We start from the raw sequence: 13556 nt of genomic DNA on the forward strand, positions 1-13556 counted from the left end.
CAAGATTAATTTCCGATGAACATGATATTGCTGTAAGGCTAGAACCATAAATCCTCTATGATCTGTTTTTGTCAGGAGGGCGAGCAGCATGGGGATGTCTCACTTCTACCGATCTGGCAGTACGCCAATATACTTGTCCTATCCACATTGGTTCTGTGGAATGCCTTTTGGGTTTGTTTCGGATGGATCCCTGCTTACAACCGGCGGGGATGATCAGAAGAGAGAACAGGCCGGGATGACCAAGAAGGGGATCAAGGTGTTAAAACGGACCGGAGTGGAAGATAGATATATTTTTTGAAGAGGGCCGAAGCCGGGGCTGGCTCGTGTGGTCTGGTTGTGACAGCGTGATTTTTGGTGAAGGCGTCCCTCGATACAAGAGCAAACATCGTCGGACCAATCCGGGGATCAGTCTGGGAAATACACGATTAGAGCCAGTTGTTGATTAGGAGGAAGGGTGCCCAATAACTGGGGTGCCGATAGATGGGATGATCGAGCAGAGCAACTTGGGCTTCGCGAAGGGCCTGAGCTTTGGAGAGTGATGTTTCTTTGAGCCGCAGGTAGAATTGATTGACCAGATTGGAGGATGCCTGGTCATTGATGAACCATAAGGTGGCCAAGGCGCTTCGAGCTCCCGCTTTCACGGCCACCCCGGCCAAACCCAGTGCGGATCGATCGTCTCCCGCTGCTGTTTCACAGGCGCTCAAGGTTAACAGATCCAGGGGGATTTGTCGGAATTGAAAGAGTCCGATGAGTTCCCTGAGGCGATCCATGGTGAGTTTGTTGTCATAGGTGAGCACGAACGAATTCTTGGCCTCATTTTCAAATTTTCCATGGGAGGCGATATGAATAATCGTAAAGTTCTCCTCTTTCATGTCCTGTTCAAGATTGGGAATGCGGAATTCTTCGTTCAGGAGAGTCTTCCCGCCAAAAAGGTCTTGAAGTCCCCTGACCTCCTGTTGCGTATTGGGAAGCGGTGAAAATCCTTGCACGCCTTCGGACAGTCCAATCGACAAGAGATTGATCTGCTCCCGGTCGAGGGGATGGGCATCTGTGAGCGTGAGCCCCGGCGTTATCGCCAGGGCATATTTTTGGATGAGGAACTTTTCTCCGTCATGTAAGGATCCCATGGGAATGGTTCGCAATGATCCATCCGGAACGAAGACGAGTGTCTGAATCCCGAATTCTTTCAGGTACGGTTCAAGCGGCCGGATGAGCAGGTCATAGAGTGACTGCGCATGAGGCAGATATTGATGGGTGGTGCGTTTTTCCAATAAGGTCCGGAATAGGTGAATTTTTTCGGTCAGGTCACGTTCCTGAACAGGAACGGTGATTTTTTTCATCGTTCCTCCCAGGCTCATCAGCACGGCCATCCGGTCAGGAAAAAGAATCGGATAAATGATCGCTGTGGTGGTGGATACTTTATCGATGGTTTGAATTCTTCCCTTGTTCGCTTCCACGCAATCGTCTTTGAAATAATCCTGTAATTCTGCAGCCTTCAACGCTTCTATGGTATCCCGGGTTTTGAACAGGAGCCCTTCTTTTCTTGTGGCATCTGTCACTTCGTCGGCCCGCTGGAGTAGCAGTGCAGCGGTCTCAAAAAATAAGGCTCCCAGAGATTCTCGAAACGATGCTGGGTTCTGAGGAAGCCCCACTGCCAGTTGCTGACGAATGGGTTGGAGAGTATCGATCGCCCGTTGGTAGGCTAAAATGGCTTCGTCCATCCGACCCAGATTTTTGAGGTGACGGCCCATGTTCCATTCCCAGCGATAGAGGGCTTCCGGGGCCTGACCCTTTTGACTTGTCCGAATCGCTAGTTGAGTGAGTTGGAGGGCTTCCTCATGGCGGCCCCCTTCTTCGTACAATTCTCCTAAAAATCCCCACCCATACGATTCATTTTTCCAGTCTCCAATTTCCTTCGCGCTGCTGATGGCTTCCCGAAACGACTCAGCGGCTTGCGTGAATACCGGGGCAGGTTCCTCTGAGACCTGGTGGCTGAGGTCCCTCAATCCCATTCCGATGGTGAGCAGGTTTTGAATCTTTTCGTGTGAGTCGGGAAGCTGTCGGGTTTTCTCCAATGCCTGTTGCAGGTGGATTTTTCCATTTTGTGCGGCCTGCTGCCGGATTTCCACCAGGGCCGCATTAATCATGGCTCGAATGGAGAGAGGTTGCAAATCCAGGGAGTCGGCGAGAATGCTGGATTCTGTATAAGCCGCAATGGCTTCCGTGTCGTTCCGGCGAACCGCATGTGCATTGCCCAGATCATTGAGAATGGCAGCCATGAGGGGTCGATCCTCAATTTCCCGGGAGACCTTCAGCCCCTGTTGCAGGATCTCAAGCGCGGAATCTAATTCTCCTACATTGAGGTGCAGCATGCCCAATTGGCTGAGCGCCTGGGCCATCAGGCGGGGCTGGGTATTTTCCTGTGCTGTTTGGACCGCGGTGCGAAGGAGTTGTTGCGCCCGTTGGTATTGGCCCATATCGAGAAGGGCTCTCGAAAGATAAATGAGGGCTTGAATGTGATTGGGAGGATCTCCGGAATTTTCATAGACCTGGGCGGCTTGAGACCAGGAGTGGGCCGCTTGATCAAATTTGCCCTCCTGGTAATAGCGGCTTCCCTCCTCCATCAAGGTTTGGGGGGATATCGCACCCGCATTGGTGTTGGTGAACCATAATCCTCCTGATCCCAGGAGGAGAATGAACACCAGAGGACCATAGCCAATGAGTTTGAGGAATCCGGACTTGAGCAACTTTGCCGTCCCTTCTTCCGAAACCATCTTTTGACGGAATCTATTCTAAGAACTCCTTTCAATAAGGTCAAAGCGAAGGTTTCTGATACGGGGTGGTTTTGAGGATTCCAATGGATCTGATGGAGGACCGAGATTGTTATTATAAACGTCTTCTGTCGGCAGCTTGGCAGGGTGACTCATCTGCACTTGAAATTGTTCTCAAAGTAGACAGACAATACACCATGTGTACAGTTGAGGTGTTCGCCGCATTGAAACTGTAGATCAGGGGTAAGAGGTTTTCCATGAAAACTTTTGCAATAGCATTGGGTTCGAAACGATTGTCTCCATGTGGGGTAAGTTTGGCCTGTGGAACGAAGCTTGCTTTATTATGTAGCTGTATTCATGAGCGTGAGCAGATCTGAAAATGTCTCACGTGAAACTGTACCGGAAGGACGGTCCGGACGAAGAGAGGAGGACCAGAATGAGCCAGATGATTGCACAAAGCAGGTGGGTGGGTGTCATTGGCGTGACCCTTGGTCTTAGCGTTCAGGTTGTTGGAGGAGCGGAACTAACAGGCCAGGCAAACGGCCAACATATGAAGGATGTCGCCCTGGTAGCCATTGCACCAGGGAAGGATCACGTAGCTGTTTTTCTTCTGGAGGAAACAGTCCCTCCCGTTGATCCCCAGCTTGTTCAAGTTTCAGATGACAAGCAAGCGGCTTCTTCCCGGAAGGAAGCGTTGTACCAACCTCCACAACGAGGGGCTCCAGGAGGACGGGTCGGTGGGGGCACCAGAGGGCCTTCGGCAGATCTTCCATTAATGTGGGCCTTGGTTCCCGACCACGTGGGATTGTCCGCTGAGGTGCAACCACGATTGGTCTGGTATCTATCGACGACGACGACCTACCCTTTGGAATTGACCATCATTGATGAGACGGGGGTGACTCCGATTATTGAGAAGCCGCTTTCCTCCCCGACTGAGCCCGGGATTCACATCATCCGGTTGGCAGACTATGACCTGAAGCTGGAAAAAGGAAAAACCTATCAATGGTCTGTGTCTCTGATCTCCGATCCCGAACACCGATCAAGGGATCTGATTGTCGGAGGGATGATCCAGGTGGGCGATGTCCCGGTCTCCCTTGGTGAGAATGTGAGGAACGCCAATCCGGTTGAAGCGACGAGGTTATGGGGGCAAGCGGGGTTTTGGTATGACGCTATAGGCGTGATTTCGACCAACATTCAGTCTCATCCTTCAGATGCGGAGATGCATAATGTGCGAGCGTCGTTGCTGGAAGAGGTGGATTTGGACATGCCGGCGAAGATGGATCGCCAGCATGGATTGTGACTGCGGCTTTTTGACAGTGGGAATTGGAGGTTTTTATGGGCAAGTCCACGAAGGTCTTGTCTCGGCGGGTGTTGACAGGACCAGAAATTTCCCCCAGTCCGTGATGCCCGTGTGTTATTGAGTCTGCTTCTTCTGTCCTAGGGGAGCAGGTTCTCTTCCCCCTTCATCGTACCCGCAGTTATGGAACCTGTCCCCGCCGTTGTGGCGGGGACAGGTTTTTTTATTCCCGGCCGTCTTCCCCCGCTGGACTTTTGCCAGACAATATTTCACTCACTCCTCAGATCAGCCCTCTCACCTCATTTTGGTTGCGGGTTTTCCATGTGAATCCCGGAAGGAATGGCCATACCCCGTTCCTCTCATCTGAATTAAGTTTCATCCTGTCGAGCCGATACTGACTTCAAACGTGGTGTGGCCAAAACCATACCAACCCTGAGGCGTTTTCTTGATTAGCTTCCAAATGGGTCCTCTTTCTTTCTCGCTGCCATGTTCCTCTTCCATCTGAATAGATTCCACGCGCTTTTACTGGCATGGGCCCTTCTGTGCGGGACGATATGGTGTATTCAGGAATCCTTCGCGAATACCCTGGACATTTTTCCTCCCTATGTGAATTCTCAGGTAAACGCGGACGAAGAAATTCATGATGCGTTGCCTGTATCCATCCCGGTGCCATCTTTTGGGAATGGTAGGGGTTCGGAGCCGTCGGTCGAAGGCATATACCAGAACCCGGTGTTTGCGGACGTGTACTTTGATGAGGTCCGGTCTTCCATCCAGGGCGGTATCGAGGGTTTCCTTCACGAAACGGTAGCGCTTCTTAAACAGGAAGATCAGTGGGGATTACAGATTGAAGGACATTGTGATTCGCGAGGCACGTCTGCCTATAACCTCGCCAGGGCCGACTATCATCTGAGATTCCTTGCCGGGTTCTTGGAGCAGTTGGGGATTTCCTCCGGGCGAATTCATCCGGTAAATTTTGGGCAAACTCCTTTTTCCTGTCAGAGCGGGAGTGAACGGTGTCAGGAGGATAACCTTCGCGCGGAACGAATTTTTTCTATCCTGGCCGTTGATCGTTTTCAACGGGGATGTCTGGCGCGATTACGTTTTGTCGCCGGAAAGGATTCGGAGCGAGCAACTGAATATTTGAAGCGCCCCCCTTATTTGCAACGCATTCAGCTGGCGTCCCCTTAGTTCACGTCTTTCCGCTGCAGGTGTTTCATCCCTTCGCTTCCTCCCCATTGGGGGAAAAAGCCTCGAGCCTTTCCGCACAACCTCGGCCGTTTCGTGAACGCCTCTCCATTCGGGAGGGCTATAAAATATCCAGAACAAATTCCCAATGAACTCCCTGATCCTGAACACCTCCATCGGGAGGATCCTCCACGTGATTTAACTGTTGACCCCAATACAGACTGCCATGCGCCCGATTGAAGAAGGACATGCGGATTCCCACGCCTATACTGGCTAGGGTCTGTGGATCGGGGGTGTTGCCTTTGGCTTCCCATGAACGTCCCACATCGATGAAGGGAGCCAGAGCCACCGCCACCTTTGGGCCAAAAAAGTTGGGGAACATCGGAATTCGTGACTCCACGTTGAACAGAAACGCATTATCCCGTACCAGATAATTTTCCCAATAACCCCGGACGCTGTACCGTCCGCCGACGGCAAATTGTTCCAGTGCGAATAAGCTGTCGTTGGCAATCTGCAAGGTCAGGCCGCCGAGAAGTTCGATGCCGAGAGGATCAACGCGTCGGACATATTGGGCTTGGCCCAACCAGACAAAAAATTCTCCGTCCGGATCATCCGAGGTTTGTTTATTGTTGGTGGCATCCAGTACGTTCAATCCGACACTGAACCGGGATCGAACCGCAAGGACCTGATTGGATTCCCGGTGAGTCCATTCCTGCCCGAATCGGAGGGCTGACACGACCGCCTTGCCGTTGTCGGTCGCGCCGCGCTGAAAGGAAAACCCCGTTCCACCAAGATAACTTTGATTTTCCAAATGTTCTCCGATAAGGGAAAGGGCAATTTCGTCATTAAGTGTGCGATAGACGGGCTGACGTAGGGCGATTTTGTATATTTGGGACTTGGTCCTGATGTCCAGATCATCGAAGGGCTTTGTGACGACGTTAAAGTCATTGAACCGGAAATTCAGTTCCAGGGTCGTATCCCGTGCGGTGAGCGGGATGAGGTAGTTGGCTTCGATGAGAGGCTGCAATCCTTTGGATTGGCCGTAGGTAAAGCGAAAGGCATCGCCCAACCCGAACGGGTTCTGCACAGCGATATTTCCGAGACCCCGTGACTCGCCCACCGTCGGTGATTGATAGTTGTTGAATTCTACCCACGCCTTGAAGGGTGAAGCTTCCTCCACCTGCACATGGAGGACCCCTTCGCCGGGTTTCAGTCCCGGTTTGAGCTCCGTGTTTAACCGTTCGGTGCGCGGGTCTTGAAGAAGGAGCTGAAGTTTTTCTTTCAACGGGTTGATATTGAGCGGTGGTCCGCTGCTCAGCGCAATCCGGTCTTCAAAATAAAACGGTAGAAAATATTTGGTGCCTTCGATTTGGATGTCCGTCAGTTTTCCCTCAACAATCTGAATGGTGACGACTCCATCTTGTAGGGTCTGATCCGGGATCACCGCTCCGGAGTTTACATATCCCTTATTCACATAGAGCAGGGTTAGGGCCCGGCGCAGTTCCTCCAGATCATTGGTGGACATCTCCCGGTTTTCGTATGGGCCTGTGACTTTGGCTAGTTCTTCCGCTGAAAAGACGGTACTCCCCTCAACTTGAATTTTCCGGACCATGACCCGAATCTGGGGAGGGGCCCCTTTCATTTCAGGAATGGTTTCTACCGGAGGCAGTGTAATATCGGGAGTAGGTTTCGGGGTCAGAGGCTCCGTTTTTTTCTCTAGTGGCGGGGGTTCACCGAATCGTCCTGTGGGATCAAACCCTGGCTGGACCTGTGCGAAGAGTTGATCTCCTTTGCCGGCTCCCGGAAAAGATTGTAGGGAAAGAATTAGGAGGACAAGAAGTCCTTTTCCGATGTCTGCCGCCCGGCTAAGCCGTTTGACGGATGAATGGGAGAGGGGTCTTGAACCAAACAACGCATTCCTCACTGCCATGAATGGCATTTAGTAGAAGAGGTTGTCTGCTGTAAGGCTGTTTTTATACAGGAAGAAGACAATAATTGCTAGGGAATTATTTGATGATCGATGGAGTCCAGGTCAGGGCGCTATTAGAAGGTGGCCCTAATAGGAAGAAGGTCTGGTGGGAAAATATGGAGAGAGTGGAAGAAGTCTTGCTTTATCAACTCCTGTCTCGTTTAAGCAATCGTGTTCGCTTAGTGACTTTCTTTTACGAGATTTTTGTTCCATTCCGGGATTTCGATGATGAGATCCTTTTCCCCATTCGGAACGCACTGGCATCCCAGTCTTGATTGTAGGGTGAGCCCTGGAGCTTCATCTAATTGGTCATTTTCGTCATCAGTGGCCTCATTGCAGGTGTCAAGCCCTTGTTTCACAATGATATGACAGGTTGAGCAGGCGCAGACTCCGCCGCATGCATGTTCCACATCAATACCATTTCCTAAGGCGATATCCAGGATGCTCCCGGGCAGGCCTGTCTCCCCATAAGGAAACTTTTCTGGATCGACCTCAATTTCAATAGGCTTTTCTGGTGTGATAAAGGTTAGTTTGAATGGTTTTTTAGCGATTGCGGTTTCACTTTTCTCAATATATGGATTACTGCCTCCCATTTAATTCTCCTTATAAATCAATATATTAAAAATTAATTTTCGAAAAAAGTTCGTGTTTGATCATTTCTCGTTTTTTCTAATCCGACTAAATGAATCTCCGACCATTTTAGTCTTGACTGGCCAGGAGGTCAATGATACATTAAACCCGATCATATAAGTCGGTATTATGGCTAACTGAAATTTTTGGATATTACTATTTAATTATGCTGAAGCTTTCAAAAAAAGCAGATTATGCCCTGATGGCTCTCCAGTATATGGCCATGGTCCGATCTGGGGAAACCAGTCCTTTTAATCCTAATAGGGTCGTCAACACCAAAGAAATAGCCGAGGAGCATCATATTCCCTTGGAGTTGTTAGCCAAAGTGCTTCAGACCCTGGCCAAATATGACATGGTGGAAAGTCAAAATGGACCAAAAGGAGGCTATCTCCTGGCCCGTGAGCCACGGGAGATTTCCATTGCCCAGGTGCTGGAAGCGATTGAAGGGCCACTGGGGATTGCCGATTGTTACCATGAAAAAGATGAACATGCCTCCTGTGAACAAATAGAGCATTGCAATATCCGGACGCCTCTGTTGCGCGTACAAGAAAGCATTTTTCATTTACTCAGTAGCATGTCTATTGAAGATATGATGGCCGAGCCCCCCTTAATCATTGTGGAATCCCGTAAAACAAAAGGAGTTCAATTATGAAGTTGCCTATATATTTGGATAATCATTCAACGACCCCTTGCGATCCTCGGGTGCTTGAAACGATGCTCCCCTACTTCACCGAGAAATTTGGGAATGCGGCCAGCCGGAATCACAGTTTCGGTTGGGAAGCCGAAGAGGGGGTAGAGGTGGCCAGAAAGCAGATTGCGCATCTTATTCACGCCGATGCCAAAGAACTTATTTTTACCAGTGGGGCAACGGAATCGGATAATCTGGCCTTACAGGGCGTGGTCGAAATGTACCGGGAAAAAGGGAATCATATCATTACCGGTTCGACCGAACACCGGGCGGTGATTGATACGGCGAAATATCTGGAAAAGAAGGGCGTCAAGGTCACCTTCCTCCCTGTTGATAAAGCCGGCATGGTGAGCCCTGAGGACGTACGCAATGCCATTACCGACCAGACGATTTTAATTTCGATTATGATGGCCAACAATGAGATCGGTACGATCAATCCCGTGGCGGCAATCGGAAAAGTTGCTAAAGAAAAAGGTGTCCTCTTCCACTGTGATGCGACGCAAGGGGTTGGGAAAATTCCTGTGAATGTTCAGGAAATGGGAATTGATCTGATGTCCTTTACCGCCCATAAGATTTATGGTCCCAAGGGCGTGGGGGCCTTATATGTCAGACGTAAGGCGCCACGAGTGAGGTTGGAGGCGATGATGTATGGCGGAGGTCATGAGCGGGGTATGCGATCGGGAACCTTGCCTGTGCCGCTTATTGTCGGGTTTGGCAAAGCCTGCGAACTATGTGAGCAGGAGATGTCTACGGAATCTGTTCGTATGGCCAAGATGCGTGATCGCCTTCAAGAAGGCATTATGAAGAGTATGGATGAGGTCTATTTAAACGGGCATCCGACTGAGCGGTTGCCGAATAATCTCAATATTAGTTTTGCGTACGTGGAAGGAGAGGCCTTGCTGATGGGGGTCAAAGAAATTGCCCTGTCTTCCGGCTCGGCTTGTACTTCGGCCACGCTTGAGCCGTCCTATGTATTGCGTGCCTTAGGGGTCGGATCGGATTTGGCCCATTCCTCGATCCGCTTTGGGCTTGGTCGGTTTAATACCGATGAGGAGGTGGAATACACCATTGAGCGAATGATCAAAGCCGTGACGCATCTTCGAGAGATGTCCCCCCTCTATGAGATGGCCAAGGAAGGGGTGGATTTGAAAAGCGTTCAATGGGCAGCTCATTAATTGATACAATGGAAGATATATTCAAAATAGTTTTACAAAACACAATGTCATACCATACAACAAAGGGAGGGTTAGTCCATGGCCTATAGTGAAAAAGTCATTGATCATTACAACAATCCCCGCAATGTGGGAAGCTTTCAAAAAGATGCAGATGATGTCGGAACGGGCGTTGTCGGAGCCCCGGAATGCGGAGATGTGATGAAACTCCAAATTAAAGTCGAAAACGACACTATTGTAGATGCCAAGTTCAAGACGTTTGGCTGTGGGTCGGCCATTGCCAGTTCCAGTTTGGCGACCGAGTGGCTCAAAGGGAAAACCTTAGAAGATGCTCAAAAAATCAAGAATACGGATATTGTTCATGAATTGAACCTCCCACCGGTCAAAATCCATTGTTCCGTGTTGGCGGAAGATGCCATTAAAGCGGCCTTGGGGGATTATCAGAAAAAAGCGGGAGAGAAAAAGGTCAAGCCGGAGACAGCCGCTACCTCATCCTAACTCAGGGAACTGTTCACGATTTGTTGTAGGGAGAAATGGTGATGGAAACAAAAACCACGGAAAGCAATTCAACGGTTGCCATGACTGATGAGGCCTTGAAAGAGGTCAAGCGGTTATTGGACCTTCAGGGCATTACTGAAGGGGGTCTTCGGTTGGGAGTGAAGGGTGGTGGTTGTTCAGGGTTGAGCTATACCGTCAACTTCGATGATAAGATCGGGGAGTTTGATACCGTCACCGAAGTAGATGGCGTAAAAGTGATCGTTGATGCCAAAAGCGCCATTTATCTCCAGGGGATGACCTTGGATTATCAAAAGGATATGGTGAGTGGAGCCTTCAAATTTATCAATCCCAATGCCACCAAGACCTGTGGGTGCGGAGAGTCGTTTTCAGCGTAAGATCACTCTCTTTTAACTATCTAGGGATGTAACAACTCGGGCATGGGGCTGTTCCTCATGCCCGAGTCGTCAGAGCCAATTATGGAACACCTACATCAAGCCACGACAAAATCCCGCGAACTTCCGATGGCGCGCAGTATGTGCTGGCACTGCCAATCTGAAGTCACGGGAGAATACCTTTGTGGTCAATGCGTTAAAGTTCAGCCACTTTCAAAAGACCTGGATTATTTTGCCTGCTTTCAAATACCTCGTCTGTTGAACATTGATGAACAACAATTGGAGCAGACGTTTTATGAATTAAGTCGTACTTTTCATCCGGATTTTTATTCCACCAAAGATGAATCGGAAAAAGCCATAAGTTTGGGAAATTCCGCTTTTCTGAATACCGGCTATCGAACACTCAAAGATCCCATCCAACGTGCGGAATATTTAATCCGGTTAGAGGCCGGAGCGGTGAAAGATATTCGTTCGAATCCTCCATCCGATCTGTTTGAAGAGGTTCTTGAACTGCAGGAAGATTTGGAAACGTTCCGTCAATTAGCTCCACAAGGACCGTCATCGGAGCTTGAGGCGCTTCGGAAAAAACTCCGAGATGAACGGGAACGTCTGGAGAAACGCCAAGCCGACATGGAAGCTTTGCTGCAAAGCCAGTTTAAAGAATGGGATCAGTTGCAGGAGGGCACACCTCTTCCGAGTCAGGCTCGTGAGGAAAAAAAATCTATTTTGCGTAATATGCAGGAAATTCTTTCTAATCGAACATATGTGCGAAATATGGTCAACGATTTGCTCGAAACGACAAGCTAATCGTCATCATCGAAAAGGAATATATTGTGAGTCGCATTGTTGGGATTGATTTGGGAACGACAAACTCGCTGGTTGCCTATATGGATAAGGAAGGGCCTCATGTCATACCCGGCCCGGATGGGCAGACCAAAGTCCCTTCCATCGTGGGGTTAACTGATAATGGGATGATCGTGGGAGAGCCTGCAAAAGCCCATTTGATTCGTGACCCTTCCCGTACCATTTATTCCGTGAAGCGGTTTATGGGAAAGGGGCTGGATGATGTAAAGGACGACCTGAAGTATTTCCCCTATCAGCTTCATGAAAAAAACGGGGTGATTCGAATTGAGATTGGAGATAAAACCTATTCTCCGCCTCAAGTATCCGCCATGATTTTGAAGGAATTAAAACGGCGAGCCGAAGAGCATTTAAAGGAGGACATCTCCAAGGCCGTGATCACGGTTCCGGCGTATTTCAATGATAGTCAGCGGCAAGCCACCAAAGATGCGGGGATGATTGCCGGGTTAGAGGTCATGCGCATCATTAATGAGCCGACAGCCGCTTCGCTGGCCTATGGCCTTCAGAAAAAGACACAAGGTCTGATCGCGATTTATGACTTAGGCGGAGGGACGTTTGATATCTCTATTCTCAAATTAAAGGATGGGATCTTTGAAGTCCTGGCCACCAATGGAGATACTCATTTAGGGGGAGATGATTTCGATCAACGGCTCGTTGATGTCATGGTTGATGAAATTTCAAAAACTCAGGGCTTGAAGATTGGCGAGTCTCCCGATTTGATGCAAACCGTCCGATTGGAGGCGGAACGCGTCAAAGTTCGGCTGTCTGATGAAATGCAAACGAAGGCCGTGATAGAGCTTCCTGATGGGAAATATGAAAAGACTTGGACGCGGGAGCACATGGAAACGTTAACCATGGATTTGGTGGAACGTACCCTTGCCCCCTGTCGAAGCGCGCTCAAAGACGCTGGATTACATGCTAATCAAATTGATGAAGTGGTCCTGGTCGGCGGGAATACTCGCATGCCGCTGGTCTGGGGAAAAGTGGAAGAACTTTTTGACAAAAAGCCTCACTCTGAACTTAACCCTGACGAAGTTGTTGCGTTAGGGGCGGCTGTTCAAGCTGATATTTTAGGGGGGCATACCACGGATCTGTTGTTACTGGACGTGACCCCCTTGTCATTGGGAATTGAAACGATGGGCGGGGTCATGAGTGCCCTGATCCGTCGAAATACCACGATTCCAACCAGTGCCAAGGAAATGTTTACCACCTATGTCGATGGGCAAACCTCAGTGGATATTCATATCCTCCAGGGAGAACGGGAATTGGTCAAAGATAATCGAAGTTTGGCCCGGTTCCAATTAAAGCTTCCACCCTTGCCGGCAGGGGTGCCTCGCGTGGAAGTTAATTTTCTCATTGATGCCAATGGGATCCTACACGTGACGGCCAGAGATATCCGGACGGGTGAGGCTCAGTCGGTTCAGGTGAAGCCTTCTCATGGACTGACCGACGACGAGGTGGAAGGTATGATTCGGGATTCTTTTCAATTTGCCACAGAAGATATCAAAGCCCGTCAGATTATTGAAGCACGCAATGAAGCCAATGCCATCATTGTGGCAACCGAGAAAGCCCTGGTGCGCGCAACAAATTTAATTAATGACAAGGAAATTGAAAGCATCCGCCTGATTTTGCAGCAGCTTGGTGAAGTCAAAGAAGGGGATGATCATCGGGTGATACGTGCGAAAATTACTGAAGTCGAAAAAACGACTCACCATTTAGCCGAAGTGTTGATGGATGCCACGTTGAAGGAAGCTCTTGAAAGTAAAAAATTATCTGATGTCATAAAATAATCCCTCAATAGGGATACTGTCGTTATGGACAAAATCATTAATCCAAGGGGAAGAACTCATGGCTCAGGAATTCATGTGGGGTGATACCGAAGATATTGCTATTCGGCTGCAGGAAGAGCATCCCGACCTTGATCCGTTAACCGTCAGGTTTACCGATTTACATGCGTGGGTGGTTGCCCTTCCTGAATTTAAAGACGATCCTAAAACGTCAAATGAAAAAAAGCTGGAGGCCATTCAGATGGCCTGGTATGAGGAGTTTCAAGACGCCCAGTCCTGAGAGTGCGAAATATTTTGCATTCGGCC

General features: G+C 49.5%; 12 protein-coding genes. 9 read left to right on the plus strand and 3 right to left on the minus strand.

Annotation, left to right across the window (positions count from 1 at the left end; all coding sequences use genetic code 11):
- Positions 1-425 precede the first annotated feature (425 nt).
- Entirely contained in the window at positions 426-2774 is a 2349-nt protein-coding gene (locus AAH187_RS05790; protein WP_342347491.1) for a CHAT domain-containing protein, read from the minus strand.
- Positions 2775-3207: 433 nt separating this feature from the next.
- On the opposite strand from AAH187_RS05790, the gene AAH187_RS05795 reads away from it, so the two are divergent.
- Both AAH187_RS05795 and AAH187_RS05800 read left to right on the plus strand, forming a co-directional pair.
- Positions 3208-4071, plus strand: a complete 864-nt coding sequence (locus AAH187_RS05795) for a DUF928 domain-containing protein (protein ID WP_342347492.1) — start codon at positions 3208-3210, stop codon at positions 4069-4071.
- A 726-nt stretch (positions 4072-4797) separates the two neighbouring features.
- Positions 4798-5256, plus strand: a complete 459-nt coding sequence (locus AAH187_RS05800) for a hypothetical protein (RefSeq protein ID WP_342347493.1) — start codon at positions 4798-4800, stop codon at positions 5254-5256.
- A 118-nt stretch (positions 5257-5374) separates the two neighbouring features.
- Here AAH187_RS05800 and AAH187_RS05805 read toward each other — a convergent pair whose 3' ends face one another.
- The gene (locus AAH187_RS05805) at positions 5375-7165 is read right to left on the minus strand and encodes a ShlB/FhaC/HecB family hemolysin secretion/activation protein (protein ID WP_342347494.1); all 1791 of its coding nucleotides are present in this window, start codon (positions 7163-7165) and stop codon (positions 5375-5377) included.
- A 236-nt stretch (positions 7166-7401) separates the two neighbouring features.
- Complete coding sequence (locus AAH187_RS05810; RefSeq protein WP_342347495.1) at positions 7402-7815, minus strand: 2Fe-2S iron-sulfur cluster-binding protein; 414 nt, start codon at positions 7813-7815, stop codon at positions 7402-7404.
- Positions 7816-8018: 203 nt separating this feature from the next.
- Here AAH187_RS05810 and AAH187_RS05815 point away from each other — a divergent pair, with 203 nt between their 5' ends.
- From AAH187_RS05815 to iscX, 7 genes are all read left to right on the plus strand, one after another.
- Positions 8019-8504, plus strand: a complete 486-nt coding sequence (locus AAH187_RS05815) for an Rrf2 family transcriptional regulator (protein ID WP_312644625.1) — start codon at positions 8019-8021, stop codon at positions 8502-8504.
- Positions 8501-9715: an IscS subfamily cysteine desulfurase gene (locus AAH187_RS05820; protein WP_342347496.1), complete on the plus strand. Its 1215-nt coding sequence runs from the start codon at positions 8501-8503 to the stop codon at positions 9713-9715. The genes AAH187_RS05815 and AAH187_RS05820 overlap by 4 nt, the downstream gene beginning before the upstream one ends.
- A gap of 78 nt (positions 9716-9793) precedes the next feature.
- Positions 9794-10210 carry a Fe-S cluster assembly scaffold IscU gene (gene iscU, locus AAH187_RS05825; protein ID WP_342347497.1) on the plus strand — a complete coding sequence of 139 codons (417 nt, stop codon included), beginning with the start codon at positions 9794-9796 and terminating at the stop codon, positions 10208-10210.
- A 41-nt stretch (positions 10211-10251) separates the two neighbouring features.
- A complete protein-coding gene (locus AAH187_RS05830; RefSeq protein WP_342347498.1) occupies positions 10252-10605 on the plus strand; it encodes an iron-sulfur cluster assembly accessory protein in 354 nt (117 codons plus the stop codon).
- 81 nt (positions 10606-10686) lie between these two features.
- Positions 10687-11409 carry a Fe-S protein assembly co-chaperone HscB gene (hscB, locus tag AAH187_RS05835; RefSeq protein WP_342347499.1) on the plus strand — a complete coding sequence of 241 codons (723 nt, stop codon included), beginning with the start codon at positions 10687-10689 and terminating at the stop codon, positions 11407-11409.
- Positions 11410-11435: 26 nt separating this feature from the next.
- Positions 11436-13253 carry a molecular chaperone DnaK gene (gene dnaK, locus AAH187_RS05840; RefSeq protein ID WP_342347500.1) on the plus strand — a complete coding sequence of 606 codons (1818 nt, stop codon included), beginning with the start codon at positions 11436-11438 and terminating at the stop codon, positions 13251-13253.
- Positions 13254-13326: 73 nt separating this feature from the next.
- Positions 13327-13530, plus strand: coding sequence for a Fe-S cluster assembly protein IscX (gene iscX, locus AAH187_RS05845; protein ID WP_312749138.1), 204 nt, complete (start codon positions 13327-13329; stop codon positions 13528-13530).
- Positions 13531-13556: the final 26 nt, after the last annotated feature.

The sequence above is a fragment of the uncultured Nitrospira sp. genome (assembly GCA_902500695.1).
GTDB lineage: Bacteria > Nitrospirota > Nitrospiria > Nitrospirales > UBA8639 > Nitrospira_E.